Genomic DNA, 18,842 nt, shown 5'->3' on the forward strand with positions numbered 1-18,842 from the left:
GTCAACGGAAATTTAAGAGATCCAGGCGAAGATGAGGATCATCGTCGCGAGGAATCCGGCGAAGTAGTTCAGAGCGATGAACCGACGCCACGCACGGTTTGTTGATGGGGATGATTCGTCAGTGACGTTCCACCACGGAGCCGCATTGATGAGGTACGGGACGACCAGTGCTGCGGCTAGTGGGCCCGGCCAGGGTGTGAGCAGCATGGCGACCCCGGCGACGAGCCAGAGGCACAGAGCAAGGCGCACGGTTGCTCGCGCACCGATCACCGTAGCGATGGAGGAAATGCCGGCTTCGCGATCAGGCGCAATGTCTTGAACGGCACCGAAGGCGTGGGCTGCCATCCCCCAGAGGAAGAACGCCGTGAGCGTAGCGATCGTCGACGCGGTTATCGGAGCACCAGCCAGCGCAAGGCCAACTATCGCCGGACTCACGAAGTGGGTGCTGGAGGTGATGGAGTCAAGGAACGGCCGCTCCTTGAACCGAAGAACGGGGGCAGAGTAGGCAATCACCGCGAAGACGCTCACTGCCAGCCAGAACCATGACAGCGGGTTGCCCACTATTACCAGGTAGACGAGGAACGGGACGTTGAGGGCAACCGCTGTCCAGATTGTGGCGCGATGAATGCGAGGTGCCAGAAGCGCGCCTTCGATGCCGCCCTTGCGCGGGTTCGCCAAATCTGAGGCGTAGTCGAAGACGTCGTTGATTCCGTACATCGCCAAGTTGTAGGGAACCAAAAAGTAGATCGCACCAATCACGAGGGTCAGATCGACCTCACGTGTACTGAGCAGATATGCGGCAGCGAAGGGGAATGCCGTATTGATCCAGCTGATGGGTCGCGACGAGAGAATGATCTGCGCGATGTCACGGCCGAGAGATGATGTGCGTGGGGAGCTCTGGTTCATCCGTGGGTCTCCCGATCGTTGGCGCTCTGGAGGTCTCGACGTTGCCGTCTGGCCCGAAGGGCGGTCCACAGTGCAGGTAGCAGCACCGCGCCGGCGAGCGGGTAGGCGAAGTCTTCGATCGGCGCTAGTCCGATGTGCAGACCGAGCAGGGGGTCTTCGGCGTAGTGGAAGAGGCCACTGGCGATCATCGCTGTGTCAAAGACCGCGGTGAGGATGAATAGCACGACCACTGTGATGACGACGGCGAGTGGCGATGGTCCGCTTCGTCGAGCGGTGAGCGACAGGACGATTCCGCCGACCGCAGCGATGAGGAGAAAGACAACGGCGAGCTGAAGGTAGGTCACGATCGTCCTTCCTGCGCACGTGGGTGCTGCCGCAGTTGGGCGACCAGCCGCACAGCACCTGTATAGATGATCATCGTGCACACCACGAGGAAAAGAAGGAAGACGGGCTCTTCCAGAGGAAGTTCAGGAGCAAGCACTACCCCGGTGGCAATGGCGGCGTCGCCCCTGAGGAAGATTCCATTGGCGATACCCGCGATGTCCCACACGAGGAAGAAGATGAGCCCTACGACAGTGACCACCGATGCGGAGACTGCATCACGCCAGAAGAAGAGCTCGAACCGTCGATCCAACAGAAGCATGCACCCGAGCGAGATGAGCAGAACCGCGAGGTACAACGCGCCCATCAAGAGCTCTCCGCATGTGATGCAGACGACTGAGGGATATCAAGCGGTCCGGGGGAGTGGTCCCCACGGATGCGCTTCAAGACGATTTCCGCGCTGATCAGGCACATGGGGACACCCACACCAGGGGCCGTTGTTCCGCCAGCGTAGAAAAGCCCGCGCACACGCTTGGAGGCGTTCTGCGCGCGGAACATCGCGCTCTGCGAGAGAATGTGCGCTGGTCCGAGCATCCCTCCCATCCAGGAGCGGTAGTCATCGTGGAAATCGCGAGGGCCCGTTGTCTCTCGTACGACGATGCGCTCGCGAAGGTCGGGGATGCCCGCCCAGGTGGCAATTTGGTCGATCGCTGCGTCAGCGGTTTGCTCGACCAGCGCGTCACCTGCTCCGTCTGCCCCACCATGTCCGAGGGTGACATCGGCGGGCACAGGCACGAGAACAAACAGATTCTCATGGTCGGCTGGCGCCACGTCTGGATCCGTCGCGCTTGGGCGACAGACGTAGATAGACGCCGGGTCTGGAACAGACGGGGATGGGCCGAAGATCGCGTCGAAGTTCGCGTCCCAGTCCTCTGTGAAGAACAACGAATGGTGCGGGAGCTCCGGCAGGCTGCCTCGAACTCCGAGCATCACCAGCACACCGCCAGGTCCGCTTGTGCGTTTACTCCACCAGGATTCCGGGTATGTCTGGAGCATCGGGGGAAGAAGTGCCGTCTCCGTGTGGTGCAAGTCAGCCCCGGAAACGACAAAGTCGGCGTTCTCGATATGAGTGACGCCCGAGTCATCGACCCATGCGACGCCCGTCACCACTGCGCCGCTTCCGGCGTCCTCTGTCTGTATTCCGGTAACGTCTGCACCCGTCACGATGCGCGCGCCTGCGCTCACGGCGAGTGCCTCGAATCGCTCGATGACGCGCCAGAAACCGCCTTGCGGATAGCTGACGCCCTGGTCAAGATCGAGGGCGCTCATCAGGTGGTACATCGCAGGTGCACTGCGCGGATCTGTGCCCAAGAAGACCGCGGGGTACCCGAGAATTTGACGAATCACAGGGTTCCGGAAGCGGCTAGCGGCGAAGGACTGCAGTCGGGTGCCCAGCAACGTGAAGAGCCGGGGGAGTGCCCGAACAACCTCTGGCGCAAAAAGCGTGCGCATCTTGGTGAATGGGTTATAGAGAAAGTACTTCTGCGCCATGGTGTTCGCCTCGTGCGCAGAATCCAAGTAGGCGTCGAGAGTGCTGGCTGATCCAGGCTCCAACTCTTCAAAGAGTCGGGTGACGGCGTCCCGGCCGGCGGGAACCGTGACCGCGGAGTTCTCCGAATCGGGTGAATCAGGGGAGCGGAAGACTCGATAACCGGGGTCGAGCCGAACGAGCTCGATCTGTTCGGCGGTGGTGGTGCCCATCATCTCGAAGAAGTGGTCGAATACCTCCGGCATGAGGTACCACGAAGGACCGGAGTCGAAACGGAATCCATCGCGTTCGATAGTGCCCGCCCGCCCGCCAACGCGGCCATTCTTCTCGAGCACGACGACCTCGTGGCCGTCGCGAGCGAGCAAGCCTGCCGTCGCAAGGCCAGCGACGCCCGCACCGATTACTACAACTCGGCTCATCAGTCTCGCTCCATTGTGGTGACGACGACCGCTCGCGCTGCGAGCGCCGCTTTTACGGGATCGGCGACGCGAACGCGTCGGCGATAGAGCACAGCTGCGGGCGTCTTGGATACTCGCAAGGTGAGCGCTTCGAAGAGCGCCAGCGCGCTGCGCACAGCGGCGCGGGCGTCTTTAGGGAGCAGCGGAATCGCCGCATTGGCATCTGCGAGCTGCGTGCGGATGGTCTGTACCCACGCGTCTCGATCGGCATCCGTCAGACGTGCGGAGCCACCGAGGTAGCCGCGCTGCAGGCGGTCGGTGTCGTCAGCAAGGTCCCGAAGAAAGTTCACATTCTGGAATGCTGCGCCGAGCTGGCGGGCACCCTGGCGCAGCGTCTCGATGTCAGACGGCGTGCGGTCAGATCCTCTGAGGAAGACCTGCAGGCACATGAGACCGACAACCTCGGCGGAGCCGTAGACATAGGCCGCGTGCGCGTCGGCGTCATATGCGGCGAATGTCGCATCAGCAGCGATGTCAGCGCGCATCGAATCAAAGAACGGAAGGGTCAGATCTTCACCGATTCCGCATTCCCGCGCGGTGCGCGCGAATGCATGCAAGATCAGGTCGCTGCTGTACCCGCGGCGCATGGACTGATGCGTCTCGGCAATGTAGGCATCGAGGGCCGCCTCTTGAGCGGCTGAGTCAAGGCCAGCCTCTGCGGCCACGCCATCGACGATCTCGTCTGCGATGCGAACCATCGCGTAGATGTTTCGCACGTGCTGTCGATGCCGCTCGCCCAAGAGCCTGGTAGCGAGACCGAAAGAGGTCGAGTAGTTGCGAATAACCTGGCGCGTTGCGATGTCCGCTGTGGCATTAAACCGGCGCAAAGCAGCGTTGTCAGAGGAGCCGTCTGCATTCGTGCTCATCGGGTGCGGCCTTCGACGCGGGAGGTCAATGCGCGGATTACCTGAGTTGCAGCGGCCGGAAGAGCGTCGCTGGACTCTGCTTCAACGAGCGAGCTCGCCACAGCGTCGAGGTGTTCCCGCACAAGGCTGCTGACATAGCCTTCGGCGCCGCATGCGCGCAGTGCTTCGCGTGCAGAAGAGCCTTCAGCGTGGGTGATGTCTGGTCGAGCGAAATGACGCTCGATGCTTTCCCACTGGCTCGTCATCCGAGCATAGGCAATAATCGCCGTCTCTTTCCCTTCGCGCAGGTCGGAGAATGCGTCTTTGCCATGCTCCTCTGGCGCGCCGAACACGGAAAGAAGATCGTCTTGGAGTTGGTAAGCGAGACCGATGCGCGTGCCGATGGTGGTGAGATTCTCTTCCACGGCGGCCGAAGCGCCGGTAAGCACGGCTGCCGCTCGCAAGGGCAACACGAAAGAGTACGTCGATGTCTTATACACGCTGGTCGACAGGATCGTGCGCAGGTCAGGTTCCACAATGCCGTCGCTCAATGCGACGTCCGCATGCTCTCCTGCCACCGTCTCGAAAATTGTTTCGTCCAGGAGCGTCAGCAGTCGCTCCCTCGCGACGGAAGATACATCAGCGCGCGCGAAACCCAGCACTGCCGATGAAAGCAAGAGGTCGCCGAGCAATATCGCGCTGGACCGCGCCCAATGGGCGGTGGACTCCGCTGTGTGTTCCGGGCGCCCGGCGATCAGCGCACCGATTAGGTTGGGTCGCAGCCTGCGGGTGAGGTCGCCATCGATGACGTCGTCGTGCAACAAGAATGCGTAGTGGAGCAGCTCGACGTGGGCTGCGACGTCAATCGCTGCGATGGTTTCGTCTTCAGAGAGCGGCCCGGCGGCCAGTGCGTGCACCAGGTCCATGAGCAAGCGCGGCCGGATGAGCTTGCCGCCGAGAGCTTGCTCAGCCGCGGTGTGCCAGAGCTCGACGAACTCCGTGCCATAGCGCTCGGCGGATGCACTTCGCTCGGCAAACCGGCGCCGCAGGGCATCCTCGATCTGCGTTCCGAGTGCTTCTTCGGTCGCCGTGGCGCTCATCTCTCAGACCTCGCCGACCTGTCGGAGAAGGGGTAACTGCTCAACCAACCAGGGGCTGAAGGCGAAAGGTGCGTTCTCCACGGAGGCGCTCAGCGCTTCAACGTCCACCCAAGCCCACTCGGATACCTCGTCAGGGTTGGCTGTTAGATCGCCATCGAGCACGGCGACATGCACAGGGCACACCTCGTTCTCAACAATCCCGCTCGCGTCAACGGCCCTGTATCGATACTCGGGAAGTGCGAGCCGGATTTCGGAAAGCCGCATGCCGAGTTCGCTGAGTCCGTGTCGTTTGACAGCGTCGCTCATCACTTCGTCTGGGCGGGGGTGGCCGCAGAAGCTATTGGTCCACACGCCGGGCCAGGTCTTCTTTGCCAGCGCACGTCGTGTAACGAGGAGGCGACCTTGAGTGTCGAAGACGTAGCAAGAAAAGGCCAGGTGGAGGGGTGTGTCTGTGGTGTGGACTTCACTCTTCGGCATAGTGCCGACGGCGCTTCCGTCATCGGCGAGGAGGGTCACGTGGTCCATGGCATCCTCTTGACCTCTAACCTTCCCAATGTCTCTAACCTGGTGAGTAATCAACTTAGCATGAAACTGTACGTGTGTAACATGATCGCATGCACTCGGAGCCCGGCACCACCCCGCACGCGGGGTCGCAGGAACCGCTCCCACTCAGAGTAGGTGGCGAGGGTGGGCCAGCGCGCCCTTCGGATGGTCTCGCGCACGGGGCCATCTACGACGTGGAAGCGGCCGATCCGCGTAGCGCGCTCATCGACCGTGCGGGCGTTGCCCCCGAAGATCTCAAACAAATCGCGCGGCTCATGGAGTCACTCGCGAACCTCAGAGAAGCGGAACAGACGCTCTCGCAAGCATCACGCCGTTACATGCAGTTGAACGAGACGGATATGCGGGCGTTGCACTATCTGATCGTGTGCTCGAACCGAGAGCTGGGAGCAACCCCCGGGGGTATAGCGCACCACCTCGGAGTCTCGACAGCGGCGACCACCAAGTTGCTGGACAGGCTCGAACGTGGCGGCCACATTCTGCGTTCGCCGCACCCGACAGACCGCAGGGCGCTGCACATCAGCATCACCCCGGCAACCAGGCAAGCTGCGATGGAGACAGTGGGTCGTCAGCAAGCGAAGCGTTTTTATTCCGCGGCGCGACTCTCTTCGGATGAACGAGAAATCGTCATCCGGTTCCTCAAAGACATGACAGAGGAAATAACGTTGCGCGACGAGTCATGGGCACAATCGGCGCCGAAATAGTTCGGCGCCGATTGAGTGGTCATCAGTGGGCAGCGTGATACGCCTCGAGCACCGTCGCCGGGATGCGTCCCCGCTCCGAGAGAGGGTGCCCGTTCTCGTTTGCCCATGCGCGAATAGCGGCAACTTCGGGGTTCCGCGTTGTTCGCTTCTTAGAGGTTGAGCTTCGCGCGGCCGTGCCGGACCGGCGGCCTGCGGCAATAAAGGGTTCCAGCGCGCTACGCAGTTGTTCCGCGTGCTCTGAACTGAGATCAATCTCATAGGCCGTGCTGTTTAGCGAGAAATGGAGTGTCTCGCCTTCTCCAACCTCCAAAACGCTGCCATCAATGTCATCAACCAGCTGGTGCACAATTCGTCTAGCCATGGTGCTGACTTTACTCTTGATAAGCGAAATGCGACAAGTCTCGAATATTCACAAATTGGCGTGAATTAATGTCAAGGCAGGAGACGAGCGCGCCGAGCTCTGGCAACGGCCGCATGCCGTGTCGACGCATCGAGTTTCGACATCGCTGTGCCGAGGTACGCCTTAACTGTTCCTTCGCGGAGACCGAGTTGTGCAGCGATTTCTGCATTCGTTGATCCGAGGGCGGCGCACGCAAGAACATCCGTCTCACGGGGGGATAAATGGATCTTCGACACCGGCCCAGTGTGAGCAGCCTCTGGGTCGACGGCGAGTGTCATCAGTCGCTGCTCAACCTGCGCGATACGAGCACGTACGTGAGCGTCTGCGACGGAGGCTGCAATGCTCCGCAACTCCGCGAAGCTCTCGCGTAGTTGTTCACGCTGGGGGCCGGGGATCATCGCTGCCTCGGTGGATGCCGTTTGCAGACGACGCTGGACCTCGTCTCGAATGCGCAATTCGTCTGCAACCGACTGCGCCACCTGCATTGCGGGGGCGGTCGTCACGCCCCCCACTTGTTCTTCGTCCCAACCGCCGGCGTAGAGCACGCCGCGAGAGCGACCTTGCACGATGATCGGCAGAGCGAGGAGGGTGCGGAGTCCTTCACCGAGAACGAAGACATCGTAATCGTGTGTGATCTGCTGCGATGAGCCGTAGTCGCTCGTCATCCGAGGGCGCAGCTCCATCATCGCTCGCCCACCGAGTCCACGCTCTGGTCGCACTCGGAGACCGTCCAGAGCTCTCGTGCGGGCGCCGACGATGCTGGTGACACTAACGACGCCCTCTTCGACGAGCCCGCCGAATGCGACGGGGAAGCGTGTGCGACGCGCAAGCTCGCGCACCGCGTTGGCGACGAGCTCCGCCTCAGACTCGCGGGTGACCGGTGAGTTCACGACTACCTACTTCCGGGGGTGACGACTGCGTGCCCCGTTTCGTAGCGTCGACCCTACCATTCGCACGGTCTCGTCGTGCGGGTACATGACATGTGGCAAGGAGGCCCCATGAACGACCAGACGCACGCAGAATCTTCTGGCGAGATTGACTACATAGCCGTCGAGCGTTCGCCGAGATTTCTGCAGCTGAAACGCACGCAGAGATCGTTCGTGTTCCCACTCGCGGCGTTCTTCCTACTGTGGTATTTCGCGTACGTGATCCTTGCGGCCTTCGCGCCGGAATTTATGGGGCAGAAGGTCTGGGGCGACATCACCATTGGCTTGATTCTCGGCCTGGGGCAGTTTGTGACAACCTTCACCATCACGATGGCCTACGTCTCGTTCGCGAATCGAAAGCTCGACCCGCTGGCAACCGAAATTCGTGAAGAGCTGGAGAAGGCGCAGGCCGCATCATGAATAGTCTTCCGATGGCGGCAGATCAAGCCGCGCTAGAAATCAATCCCGTCTTCAATATCTCGATCTTTCTCGCGTTCGTCGCGGTCACGTTGTTCATCGTGATCAGGGCCAGTCGAAACAACAAGACCGCCGCAGACTACTACGCGGGTGGACGTTCGTTCACTGGACCGCAGAACGGCTTCGCGATCGCAGGAGACTACCTCTCTGCGGCCTCCTTTTTGGGGATCTGTGGAGCCATTGCGATTAACGGGTACGACGGTTTCCTCTACTCCATCGGTTTCTTGGTTGCGTGGCTTGTTGCGTTGCTCCTTGTCGCTGAGCTGATGCGCAACACCGGCAAATTTACGATGGCAGACGTCTTGTCCTTCCGTCTCAAGCAGCGCCCGGTGCGTATGGCCGCCGCGATCACGACACTCGCTGTCTGCTTCTTCTACCTTCTCGCGCAGATGGCCGGTGCCGGAGGGCTGGTGTCTTTGTTGCTCGGGATCGATGGTCGAGTTGGCCAGTCAATCGTGATCGCCGTCGTGGGCATCCTCATGATCATGTACGTGTTGATCGGCGGAATGAAGGGCACCACTTGGGTGCAGATTGTTAAGGCATTCCTGTTGATCGGTGGCGTTCTCGTCATGACAATCTGGGTGCTCGCGATCAACGGATTCAGCTTCAACACGGTGCTCGAAGCTGCTGTCGCGAACTCGGAGTATGGAGAGGCTATTCTCGCGCCAGGACTGAAGTATGGCGCGAACCCCTGGGACTTCCTTTCCCTTGGCATGGCACTCGTCCTCGGCACCGCAGGGCTGCCCCATGTGCTGATGCGCTTCTACACGGTGCCGACAGCAAAAGAAGCCCGGCGGTCTGTCGTGTGGGCCATCTGGCTGATCGGCGGCTTCTACCTGCTGACGCTGGTGCTTGGCTACGGCGCTGGCGCTCTCGTGGGTGCAGACGTCATCGAAGCAGCCCCAGGCGGCGTGAATTCTGCTGCACCGCTTCTCGCACTGCGGCTGGGCGGTCCCGTGCTTCTTGGGCTTATCTCCGCCGTGGCGTTCGCGACGATCCTTGCCGTCGTTGCAGGGCTCACGATCACGGCTGCTGCATCGTTTGCACACGACATCTACGCAAATGTCATTCAAAAGGGACGCAAGGACGCCGATGGGCAGCCGATCAAGGCGGACCCTGACGCAGAAGTTCGTGTCGCGAGAAGGACGGTCATCGTGATCGGTGTCTTGGCGATTCTCGGTGGCATCGGAGCACAGGGACAGAACATCGCGTTCCTGGTTGCGCTCGCTTTTGCAGTCGCTGCGTCGGCGAACCTCCCGACAATCCTCTACTCGTTGTTCTGGAGAAGGTTCAGCACCAGGGGTGCCGTGTGGAGCATGTACGGCGGCCTCGGTTCTGCGATGCTGCTCATCGTTCTCTCTCCGGTGTTCTCCGGTTCGCCGACATCGATGATCCCCGGGATCGACATCGCGGTGTGGCCGCTGAGCAACCCAGGGATTGTGTCGATTCCGCTTGGCTTCTTGCTCGGCTGGCTTGGCACCGTTACGAGCAGTCGCAAGGAATCGCCTCAGCTCGCTGCCGAGATGGAAGTACGGTCGTTGACCGGTTTCGGTGCGGAGAAGGCGGTGGATCACTGAGGCGCCATATCCTGTTGCCTCTTGCGTGGACCCGACGGCCTACCCGCCGGGTCCACGTAGGCCCCGATTCAACGACTTTCGAGGTCGAGGAGGAATCGTTTCCGCTCGGGGTGTGCGCCATAGTGCCCTGCGCTGCCGTCTGAACGAACGACACGATGCACCGGCACGATGATCGAAAATGGCGTGAGGCGACAGGCAGTACCCACCGCACGCGCGGCTCCGGGGTGGCCGGCGAGTACGGCAACTTCGCCATAGCTCATCGTTTCGCCCCACTCGATAGTGCTGATCGTCTGGAGGGCGTTGAGCGCAAAGCCTTCCGCCAACCGCCAGTCGAAGCGCAGGTGGTCTGAGAAGCGCACCTGGTCGCCGTCGAAGTAAGCGGCGAGAAGGTTGGCGAGCTCGTCTGCGCAGCCTGGTGAATGTTCTGGAGTTGAGTGAAGTTGTCGGGAGACACCCTCCAACAGCCACGGAACAAGTGGGTCCTCAGACTCAGTGAGGTCGAACTGCACGATGCCCTCGTCTGAGAACACCGCGAGCGCGTCACCGAACGGGGTCGGCGCGAAGTCGTAGCGGAACGTCATGGTGACTATCTTGACCGTCGATCCTCACCCCCACCGCTCTCGCTGGCCGTGCCAGGGGATAACAGGATGGCAGGGCCCAGCGGGCAGGAGTAGTGCGTGCGCGGCCGTGGCAGCGGCAAATTCAGCGGAAACCCGCCTGGGATACCTCATCTCCCGCAATCCCGCGCCTAGTGTGTGAATGTGTGGCGACGTGAGGACAAATCTGCGGGTAGCGCAGCAGAAGATTCTGCTGCGGCGGTCGGCGACCGACGCGACGCTTCACTCGGCGTAGAGATTGCGCATGCGGCCGAAGCCGAACGGACAAGATGGAGGGCGGAAGCAGCCGACCTCGGCGGACCGTCCCCTCTGGTGAGTTTCCGTGACAGTGCCGAGTCGGGGATCGATATCTCTAAAGCGCACCCAGGGAGCTTGCCGCAGTTCATCACCGGCAAATCGACTCTGCTCTCTAATCTCTATCGCGACGAGGTGGGACTGCGCACTGCGCGGCTTGCTGCGGAGCGCATTACTGCCAAAAATACTGAACTGCGCACGGTGCGTGGCATCGAGGCTGTACATCTGGCCGTCGGGGTTGCACGCTGGCGTATCGGGGGAGCCGGCTTCGCCGCCCCTGTTTTGTTGCGCCCATTGGCCATTCGCCGACACCACTCCGACTTCGAGCTAAAGCTGCAGGGAGCGTTCGAAGTCAATCCAGAGTTGGTCCGCATCGCGCGAGACCATTTCGGGCTTTCGCTTGACGCCACAGCACTTGCGTCGCTCGCCTACGATGGTGGAATTTTCAAGCCGCAGCCGGTGATCGACAGCTTGCGTACGATGACCCAGTCCATCGACACATTTTCGGTCGAGCCCCGGCTCGTCATCTCGACATTCGCTGACGTCTCGGGGATTATGTCCCGCGATGGGGGGAGCTTCGACCATCAGCTCCTGAATGCTCTTGGCGGTCACGTCGGAGATCGGGAGCGAGTGACGGCGCCGCGAGCGACGCCGCATCATATTGGGCCGGATGACCGTGCTCCGGCATCGGACAATCTCCTCCTTGACGCAGACGATGAGCAAGAGGCGGTGCTCGCTCGCATCGCCGCCGGACACTCCCTGACCGTGGCGACGTTGCCAGGCACCGGTGGCACACAAACCGTGATCAATGCGCTCGGCGAATTGGTGCGGGGCGGAAAACGAGTGCTGGTTGTCTCGGCACGGCGCTCAACTTTGGACGGAGTGCGCCATCGGCTCTCCGGCATTGGGCTTGACAGTTTGGCGATTTCGCCAGCCAGCGTGCGGCGCGATCTGGTCAGGGCGATTGGACGCAACGAGAAGGCGACCGCTCCGAAGGTCAGCGAGGTTGACGATGCGCTCGTGCGATTGCGCACCGTTCTTCGCGACTATCGCCAAGCACTGAGCGCGCCGGTAGCTGGCCTGAACGCGTCGGTACTCGACGCGACACGTCAACTCACGAGGCTTGCCTCGCTTCCGCAGCCGCCCTCGACCACAGCGCGGCTCGGTCCTGATGCATTGCGCCGTCTGGCCAATGATCGTTCGGAGGCGGCCGATGCTCTCGCGCATGCCGCTCGACTGGGTGAGTTCCGTTTCGGGCCCAACGACTCGCCCTGGTACGGCGTGACGTTTGCGAGCACCGAAGCGGCGCGGTCTGCACATGATCTGGCAGGACGACTGCACACAGACAGCATTCCGGCCTTGCTTGAGCGCGGCTACGAATTGATCTCGCAGACCCATATGAGGCCATTCGCGACCATTGATGAGCTTGGAGAGTATCTCGAGCTCTTGCAAGGTATTCGCGACTCCCTCGATCGATTCAGCCCGACGGTGTTCGAGCGTCCTCTCGGGGAACTCATCCAAGCACACGGCTCGCGCAGAGATGCCCCAGGACTCTCCGGCGCAAACAGGCGACGACTGCGGCGACTCGCCAAAGAGTATGTGCGCCCAGGCGTCCACGTCACCGAGATGCACGAGTCCCTGTTGCGCATCCAGACGCAGCGCACGCAGTGGCAGCGTTTTGTGGAAACGGGTGTTGCTCCGGAGATTCCTCTGGGACTGGCCGACGTACATGCGGCTTGGCTACGCGCGGAAGCAGAGCTTGCTGAGCTTGATACGGCTCTCGGGCGGCGCGAACCGCTCTCTTCTCTTCCTGTGGAGCGGCTCGTGCGCACGCTCGCAGGGCTCGCCGCGAAATCCGACGTCTTCGAGAACCTGGTTGAGCGAGCGCAACTGCGTGATCGGCTTGCTCTTCTGGGCCTTGAGCCGTTGCTCGCTGACCTTTCGGTACGACACGTCTCCGAGTCGCAGGTGGGGGAAGAGCTCGAGTTCGCGTGGTGGCAATCGCTCCTCGAACGGGCGCTGCAAGACAACCGCGCGCTCCTCGGCGCAAACACTGCTGTGGTTGACCGCCTGGAGCGAGATTTCCGCCTGGTTGACGAAGCCCACGCCGCAATGGCTGGCCCATTGCTCGCGTGGCAGCTCGCGAACCAGTGGCGGATTGCGATCGTCGATGAACCAACGGAGTCCCAGCACCTCCGCCGGGCACTGACGCAGCCGTCGACATCTACAGCGCAGGTCGTGAGCGCAGCACCGACTCTCGTTGATGTACTCGCGCCCGTCTGGATCTCGTCCCCCTACTTGGTGCCCGAGATTCCGGATTCCGTTGAGTTCGACACGGTGTTGCTCGTCGATGCCGCAGCGATCAACCTGGCAGAGGCAGCGCCGTCGATTCGAAGGGCGCGGCAGATCGTGGCGTTCGGTGATCCTGTGACACAGCGCCCGACACCTTTCGACATCGCGGTTGACCCGGAAGACTCTTGGGAGCCGGAGGTTCCTTTTGACGATGTCTCGGCGTTCGAGCGCTTGTCTGAGCTTCTTCCCGTGATGACACTGACACGTAGCTATCGCGCAGGGGGCGAGGACCTCGCCGAGCTGATCAACGATGCGTTCTACGGCGGCGAGATTGTTTCGCTTCCGTGGGCCGGTTCGTACCTTGGCCGCGGTAGCCTCACCATCGACTATGTGGAGGGCGGCACTGGCACTCCTGACCCGGTGTCTGGCGCGGTCGAAAGTCCGGATGCCGAAGTGGCAAGGGTCGTCACGCTGGTGGTGGAACACGCAATCCATCGACCTACGGAATCGCTCATGGTGGTGACAGCCAGTGCGCGTCATGCCGAGCGCGTCCGCGCGGCCGTCACGTCAGCGTTCGCGGGGCGTTCCGACGTCGCCGACTTCGTCGGCCGCGACACTGTTGAGCCGTTCGCCGTGCTGACCCTGGAAGAATCCGTGGCGGAGAGCCGCGATCGTGTGATCTTCTCGCTGGGTTTCGGCCTCACTAAGCACGGTCGTGTCCTCAGCGACTTCGGTGACCTTTCGACACCAGACGGAGAGCGTCTGCTCACAGTCGGAATGACGCGAGCGCGCCGCTCGATGGTCCTGGTGTCCTCGATCCGCCCGTCCGCCTTTGACGATGGGCGCCTTGAGCACGGCGCCGCCACGCTCATGTCCATCCTTGGTGGTCTCGCAGCGCGGAGCAGGGAAGCACGTCTAGAAGACCTGGCTGACCCGCTCACGCTGGCGCTAGCCCGAGAGTTGCGACGACTAGGCGCATCGGTCGACGTGGATTACCGGGGCTTGTTGCCGCTGGTCGCCCAGTATGGTGGCAAGGCCGTTGTGATCGAGTCCGACCCCGAAGCGCGAGGGGAATCGCTCAGGGAGACTCTGCGTCTGCGACCGCATGTGCTGCGTCGTCTCGGGTGGCATTACGTGCGCGTACACGCCTTCGACCTTTACAGCGACCCTGTCACGGCGGCCACCCGGATTGCAGGGGTTCTCGGTATCTCCGAGTCGGCGCCTCGTGCCGAGAACGACACACAGCCGATCGACATCATCGACACGCAGAATGACTGATCGATCTGACTCAGCGGAACCGCGACAACAGGTGACGCGGGTCCCTGGATCGCGTCGTGCGGTTTTGACGCCAGCGCCGGGGAGTGACCCTGAGCCGGAAACCGGTGCAGTGACACCCCCGCCTGCTGCACGTCCGCAGGGGGAGAAGGGGCCGAACGACGACAGGCTCTTTCAAGACGTGCCCCCGCACTACTGAGCCAACATGAAATGTTGAGTCAACAAGAAACGCACGGCCCCTCCGAGGAGGAACCGTGCGTTTCTTTTAGCTGAGGTGTTAGGCGTCGCGCTGACTCTTCAACAGGTCGCGAATCTCGACCAAAAGCTCGGCCTCGGTTGCGGCTGCTGGCTCCTCTTCCGGCTCCTCGGCCGGGGTGCCCTTGCGTGCTTCGACGCGCTCCTTGAAGGTGTTCGTCGGCAAGACGAAGACGAAGTAGACGACGAGGGCCACCGCAAGGAAGCTGATGATTGCTGAGATCAAGTCCCCGATCGGGAACGTCACTTCATCGCCGTAGATGTTGGTCACCACCGGACCGAAGCCACCGACGGAGTCTGCTTTGAAGAAGAGTGAAATGAACGGCGTGATCAGGCTGGACACCACGGCGTTGACGATCGCGGTGAAAGCAGCGCCGATGACCACGGCGACGGCCAGGTCGATAACGTTGCCGCGCAGAATGAAGTCTTTAAACCCCTTGAGCATAGAAACTCCCAAATCTTTTTCTCGGTGTCAGCTCGAGGCTGGAGTGGATGCAGCGGCCGGTTTGGCGCTCGTCGTCGACTCTGTCTTTGATGATGTCGAAGTCTCGGTGGATCCGCCGGATTTAGCGCGCGAGTCCGTGCGGTAGAAACCAGAGCCGTTGAAGGTCACACCGATTGAGCCGTACTGCTTGCGCAGCGAACCGCCACATTCAGGGCAGACCGTCAGGGCGTCGTCGGCGAAGGTCTGCACAGCGTCGAACTTGTGCTCGCATGATGTGCAGGCATAGGCGTAGGTAGGCATCGGAGTCCTTGCGGGTCGGCGTCGTCAAGGCGACAGGGTGAGGGTGTGCGAAGGGGTGACGATGCCGTTCACCGGCTGATCGTGCACCTCTCGCGGAAGTTCGTCGAGTACTTCGGAATCATAGATGACTGCATACACAGGCGGGCATTTCTGCATGGAACCGATCGTCTTGTCGAAGTATCCGCGTCCCCAGCCCATCCGCATCCCGGAGCGATCAACGGCGGCGGCTGGAACGATCATCAGGTCGACATCGTTCACGGCGATCGGACCGAGAACCTCTCCTGTGGGTTCAGGCAGGCCATATAAACCATCAGTGAAGGTGCCGTCATCCGTTGCGACTGCCCAGTCCAGCAATCCATCGGCGCGAGTAATCGGCAGAAGCACTCGGATACCGCGGCGGACTGCACGCGTGACGAACTCGCGGGTGCCTGGCTCGGTCGTCGTAGAAAGGAAGCACGAAATCGAGCGTGCACCGTGTTCGTCGACCAGGGCGTCGAGGCGTTCTCCGATCGCGATGGACGCCGATTCGCGCTGCGAATCGGAGAGAAGCTGACGTCGCTCACGAAGCTCGGCACGAAGCGCCCGTTTTGCATGTTCGACTTCGTTCGACATGGCTTCGAGTCTAGAACGATGCGCACCGCTAGGCTGGGAGAATGGCTCACCACAAGATCAAAGCTGTCATTCCAGCCGCTGGACTCGGAACGCGCTTTCTTCCCGCGACCAAGGCAATGCCCAAAGAGATGCTGCCTGTTGTCGACAAGCCAGCAATTCAGTACGTCGTTGAAGAGGCAGCTGATGCAGGGATCGATGACATCCTCGTCATCATCGGCCGCAACAAGAACGCGATCTCCAACCACTTCGACTCCGTCCCAGAGCTCGAGGTGAAGCTGATGGAGAAGGGCGACACCGGCCGTCTCGAGCGCGTGATGAAGTCGAGCGACATTGCAGACATCCACTTCGTTCGTCAGGGTGAGCCGAAGGGCCTCGGCCACGCCGTGTTGCGCGCTCGCACGCATGTCGGCGACAGTTCGTTCGCCGTGCTCCTTGGCGACGACCTCATCGACGAGCGTGACCCGCTGCTCACCGACATGATCGCCGAGCACGAGCGCTCTGGCGCTGCCGTGATTGCGCTGATGGAGGTCGACCCGGCCAACATCCACATGTACGGCGCTGCCGCTGTTGAGCAGATCGAAGGCTCCGATTCGGTCCAGGTCACTGGGCTGGTGGAAAAGCCCGCAACCGAGGATGCTCCCTCCAACCTCGCGATCATCGGTCGGTATGTTTTGCCGGCGTCTATCTTTGACATTCTCGAGCGCACCGAGCCAGGTAAGGGTGGCGAGATTCAGCTCACTGATGCGCTTCAGGAGCTAGCCACTGCTTCGGACGGCCCAGGAGTCGTCGGAGTGATCTTCGGTGGCCGCCGCTATGACACGGGAGACCGTGTGGACTACATCAAGGCAATTGTGCAGCTCGCCTCTGACAGAGAAGACCTCGGCCCTGAGCTGCGTCCGTGGCTCAAGGAGTTCGCGGAACGCCTCTAGGCGCTCCGCTGGCGTCGGTGCGGCATGGATCTCGCTGCAGGAATGCGACACGGACCCATTGAGCTGCGGCTTGTCCGCACCAAAGACGCGCGACGGTTGCAACATGACCTTCTCGCGAACCGCTCGTGGCTTCAGCCCTGGGAGGCGACAGTGCCGCGCGGCGGGGTGTCGTTCGACATGCGCCTCAGTATTCGGCGTCTGTTGCAGCAGTATCGCGAAGGTGCAGGCTATCCCTTCGTTATGGAGTACGACGGCGAGATCGCAGGCCAGCTGAATGTCTGGGGAGTCGCGCGCGGCTCACTATGCTCGGCAACCATCGGCTATTGGGTGAGTGAGAAGTTCGCGGGACGCGGGATCACTCCGGTGGCCGTCGCACTTGCGACGGATGCGTGTTTTACGGAGTACGGCCTCCACCGGATGGAGATCTGCATCCGCCCGGAGAATGCCGCCAGTCTTCGAGTGGTGCAAAAGCTGGGGTTCCGTTACGAAGGCCTTCGACGCCGTTACATCCATATCGATGGTGACTGGCGAGATCACTACGCCTTCGCGCTGACCAAAGAGGATGTTCCGCAAGGCGTGCTTGCACGCTGGCTAAATGGGCAGGTGCCGCCGGATGCGGCAACCGTGCCGCCATCCGACAGCATCGCGCAGTAGAAGTGCGCGTGCGCTGGCAATTGCGACAAAGTCGGTGCGACACGCGCCCTCCTGCGCATCGCAGTCCTCAGTGAACCCGTAGCGTGGGGATTATGGACGGACCAGTACTGAGCGGGGGAGTGATCGTGCTTGTCGCGGCCGCTCTCTGGATGCTCTATCTGCTCCCGTCCTGGCGCGGTCGCTTTCAATACAATGCGGCCGAGCGCAACGCCGTTCGCCTCAGTCAGGCGCTCCGCGTTCTCGCTGAGACGAGTGAGACGCCCGGAGAGGTGCAGTTCGAGTTGAACACTCGCACCGCGCTGGCCCAGCAGAAACTCGCTAAGCGCGTGCAGTCTGAGCGCGCAGCCGCTGAGTTGGAGGCGCTACGCGAAGAGCTCGCGGCAACGCGGGCAGACCCCGTCATCCGTCGAGCGCGAGCACGGCGGCGCGTGCGCATCGTTGCCACGTCGACTCTCCTTCTTGGTCTGACGGTTGCGGCGCTAGGTGCTTGGCAGCTGTTTGCCGCCGGCTCGTCAGTGTTGCTGTGGATCGGTGGCGTTATGGCGGTCGCCGCCGGCATCACTCTGCAGCGGATGTCTACCGTGGCAGCGCGGGCAGGGAGGCAGGCCAAGGTGCAGAGTGTGCACGCCGCACCGCGCGCTACGGCGGAACTCCACGACCAGGGGCCAGCCACGTGGACCCCGCGCCGGCTCCCCGAGCCGTTGGTCACAGTGGATGGGTCTCGTGCTCACGCTGCTCAGGCTCAGGTGGAAGCACAGGAGCAGCGCCGAAAGGCCGCACGAATCGAAGCGCTGCGTGAACGTGCGGAGCAGATGGCGCCACCGGCGCCCACCCCGATCCCTGCGCCGGCAGCGACGGTTTCGCCCTATGCGCGGATGGGGATCGTGGACGACGATGAGATTGAGGCTCACGTGCGTGAGTTGCTTTCCAGGCGTGCGGCGGGTTGAGGCGCACACGCGAGAATGCCCCGCATCCAGCGTGATAACGTAGAAAACGTAAGGGCCTATGGCGCAGTTGGTAGCGCGCCTCGTTCGCATCGAGGAGGTCAGGGGTTCGAATCCCCTTAGGTCCACCACCAGGAGTTGAACTCCTCAAAAAGCCACCGGATTACCGGTGGCTTTTTTCGTGGGATCAGAACCCACCGCAGGGCGACACGCCCGGCGGTACGCCCTGATTTGCCGGAACCCCTGGATCCGCGTAACTTATTACTTGTTCGCCCCACAGGGAAGCGGAGGAGCCGAGAGCTTCACCCCCCCTCAAGCGGAGAACCACTCCCAATCTTCTCTCATTTGAGAGTTCGGACGTTTGCGTCTAGGGTTGGGATTCCACCTCTTCTGTTGCTGTC

The 18,842-nt window shown here is 61.8% G+C and carries 20 protein-coding genes and 1 tRNA gene; 8 read left to right on the forward strand and 13 right to left on the reverse strand.

Translation table 11 applies throughout. The features are described from left to right. Positions 1 to 12: 12 nt before the first annotated feature. Genes AB0O87_RS06375 through idi form a run of 7 tightly spaced genes read right to left on the reverse strand, consistent with a single transcriptional unit; the run spans position 13 to position 5,704 of the window. Positions 13 to 906, reverse strand: a complete 894-nt coding sequence (locus tag AB0O87_RS06375; RefSeq protein ID WP_363512772.1) for a prenyltransferase — start codon at positions 904 to 906, stop codon at positions 13 to 15. Continuing rightward, positions 903 to 1,250, reverse strand: a complete 348-nt coding sequence (locus tag AB0O87_RS06380; protein ID WP_363512774.1) for a lycopene cyclase domain-containing protein — start codon at positions 1,248 to 1,250, stop codon at positions 903 to 905. Before AB0O87_RS06380 ends, AB0O87_RS06375 begins: the two co-directional genes overlap by 4 nt. Continuing rightward, positions 1,247 to 1,594 (reverse strand): lycopene cyclase domain-containing protein, encoded by a 348-nt coding sequence (locus tag AB0O87_RS06385; RefSeq protein WP_363512777.1) that lies wholly within the window; start codon positions 1,592 to 1,594, stop codon positions 1,247 to 1,249. Before AB0O87_RS06385 ends, AB0O87_RS06380 begins: the two co-directional genes overlap by 4 nt. Continuing rightward, positions 1,594 to 3,195, reverse strand: a complete 1,602-nt coding sequence (crtI, locus tag AB0O87_RS06390; RefSeq protein WP_363512780.1) for a phytoene desaturase family protein — start codon at positions 3,193 to 3,195, stop codon at positions 1,594 to 1,596. Before crtI ends, AB0O87_RS06385 begins: the two co-directional genes overlap by 1 nt. Then, positions 3,195 to 4,100, reverse strand: coding sequence for a squalene/phytoene synthase family protein (locus AB0O87_RS06395; RefSeq protein ID WP_363512783.1), 906 nt, complete (start codon positions 4,098 to 4,100; stop codon positions 3,195 to 3,197). The genes crtI and AB0O87_RS06395 overlap by 1 nt, the downstream gene beginning before the upstream one ends. Next, complete coding sequence (locus tag AB0O87_RS06400; RefSeq protein WP_363512786.1) at positions 4,097 to 5,179, reverse strand: polyprenyl synthetase family protein; 1,083 nt, start codon at positions 5,177 to 5,179, stop codon at positions 4,097 to 4,099. The genes AB0O87_RS06395 and AB0O87_RS06400 overlap by 4 nt, the downstream gene beginning before the upstream one ends. 3 nt (positions 5,180 to 5,182) lie before the next feature. Beyond that, the gene (gene idi, locus AB0O87_RS06405; RefSeq protein WP_363512789.1) at positions 5,183 to 5,704 is read right to left on the reverse strand and encodes an isopentenyl-diphosphate Delta-isomerase; all 522 of its coding nucleotides are present in this window, start codon (positions 5,702 to 5,704) and stop codon (positions 5,183 to 5,185) included. An 89-nt stretch (positions 5,705 to 5,793) separates the two neighbouring features. Here idi and AB0O87_RS06410 point away from each other — a divergent pair, with 89 nt between their 5' ends. Next, positions 5,794 to 6,444: a MarR family transcriptional regulator gene (locus AB0O87_RS06410; protein ID WP_363512792.1), complete on the forward strand. Its 651-nt coding sequence runs from the start codon at positions 5,794 to 5,796 to the stop codon at positions 6,442 to 6,444. Between the two features lie 22 nt (positions 6,445 to 6,466). On the opposite strand, the gene AB0O87_RS06415 is transcribed toward AB0O87_RS06410, so the two are convergent. Both AB0O87_RS06415 and AB0O87_RS06420 read right to left on the reverse strand, forming a co-directional pair. After that, complete coding sequence (locus AB0O87_RS06415; protein ID WP_363512795.1) at positions 6,467 to 6,805, reverse strand: Lsr2 family protein; 339 nt, start codon at positions 6,803 to 6,805, stop codon at positions 6,467 to 6,469. 71 nt (positions 6,806 to 6,876) lie between these two features. Continuing rightward, the gene (locus AB0O87_RS06420) at positions 6,877 to 7,734 is read right to left on the reverse strand and encodes a LuxR C-terminal-related transcriptional regulator (protein ID WP_363512798.1); all 858 of its coding nucleotides are present in this window, start codon (positions 7,732 to 7,734) and stop codon (positions 6,877 to 6,879) included. Between the two features lie 108 nt (positions 7,735 to 7,842). On the opposite strand from AB0O87_RS06420, the gene AB0O87_RS06425 reads away from it, so the two are divergent. Then, the gene (locus tag AB0O87_RS06425) at positions 7,843 to 8,190 is read left to right on the forward strand and encodes a DUF485 domain-containing protein (RefSeq protein ID WP_363512801.1); all 348 of its coding nucleotides are present in this window, start codon (positions 7,843 to 7,845) and stop codon (positions 8,188 to 8,190) included. Then, positions 8,187 to 9,824, forward strand: a complete 1,638-nt coding sequence (locus AB0O87_RS06430) for a cation acetate symporter (RefSeq protein WP_363512804.1) — start codon at positions 8,187 to 8,189, stop codon at positions 9,822 to 9,824. The genes AB0O87_RS06425 and AB0O87_RS06430 overlap by 4 nt, the downstream gene beginning before the upstream one ends. A gap of 68 nt (positions 9,825 to 9,892) precedes the next feature. On the opposite strand, the gene AB0O87_RS06435 is transcribed toward AB0O87_RS06430, so the two are convergent. Next, positions 9,893 to 10,405, reverse strand: a complete 513-nt coding sequence (locus AB0O87_RS06435) for a methylated-DNA--[protein]-cysteine S-methyltransferase (RefSeq protein ID WP_363512807.1) — start codon at positions 10,403 to 10,405, stop codon at positions 9,893 to 9,895. Positions 10,406 to 10,678: 273 nt separating this feature from the next. On the opposite strand from AB0O87_RS06435, the gene AB0O87_RS06440 reads away from it, so the two are divergent. Beyond that, entirely contained in the window at positions 10,679 to 14,305 is a 3,627-nt protein-coding gene (locus AB0O87_RS06440; RefSeq protein ID WP_363512966.1) for an AAA family ATPase, read from the forward strand. Between the two features lie 274 nt (positions 14,306 to 14,579). Here the strand turns inward: AB0O87_RS06440 and mscL are convergent, their stop codons facing one another. Genes mscL through AB0O87_RS06455 form a run of 3 tightly spaced genes read right to left on the reverse strand, consistent with a single transcriptional unit; the run spans position 14,580 to position 15,914 of the window. Further along, entirely contained in the window at positions 14,580 to 15,002 is a 423-nt protein-coding gene (gene mscL / locus AB0O87_RS06445) for a large conductance mechanosensitive channel protein MscL (RefSeq protein WP_363512810.1), read from the reverse strand. A gap of 27 nt (positions 15,003 to 15,029) precedes the next feature. After that, the gene (locus AB0O87_RS06450; protein WP_363512813.1) at positions 15,030 to 15,302 is read right to left on the reverse strand and encodes an FmdB family zinc ribbon protein; all 273 of its coding nucleotides are present in this window, start codon (positions 15,300 to 15,302) and stop codon (positions 15,030 to 15,032) included. A 24-nt stretch (positions 15,303 to 15,326) separates the two neighbouring features. Further along, a complete protein-coding gene (locus AB0O87_RS06455; protein ID WP_363512816.1) occupies positions 15,327 to 15,914 on the reverse strand; it encodes a 5-formyltetrahydrofolate cyclo-ligase in 588 nt (195 codons plus the stop codon). Between the two features lie 41 nt (positions 15,915 to 15,955). Here AB0O87_RS06455 and galU point away from each other — a divergent pair, with 41 nt between their 5' ends. The 4 genes from galU to AB0O87_RS06475 all read left to right on the forward strand — a co-directional run bounded on the left by galU (position 15,956) and on the right by AB0O87_RS06475 (position 18,572). Then, positions 15,956 to 16,843: a UTP--glucose-1-phosphate uridylyltransferase GalU gene (galU, locus tag AB0O87_RS06460; RefSeq protein WP_363512819.1), complete on the forward strand. Its 888-nt coding sequence runs from the start codon at positions 15,956 to 15,958 to the stop codon at positions 16,841 to 16,843. A gap of 24 nt (positions 16,844 to 16,867) precedes the next feature. Then, positions 16,868 to 17,497 (forward strand): GNAT family protein, encoded by a 630-nt coding sequence (locus AB0O87_RS06465; protein ID WP_363512821.1) that lies wholly within the window; start codon positions 16,868 to 16,870, stop codon positions 17,495 to 17,497. A 92-nt stretch (positions 17,498 to 17,589) separates the two neighbouring features. Further along, a complete protein-coding gene (locus AB0O87_RS06470) occupies positions 17,590 to 18,444 on the forward strand; it encodes a hypothetical protein (protein WP_363512824.1) in 855 nt (284 codons plus the stop codon). 52 nt (positions 18,445 to 18,496) lie between these two features. After that, positions 18,497 to 18,572 (forward strand) — tRNA-Ala (locus tag AB0O87_RS06475). Positions 18,573 to 18,842 lie beyond the last annotated feature (270 nt).

Origin of the sequence: Microbacterium sp. NPDC076768, assembly GCF_040687205.1 — a bacterium.
Lineage (GTDB): Bacteria > Actinomycetota > Actinomycetes > Actinomycetales > Microbacteriaceae > Microbacterium.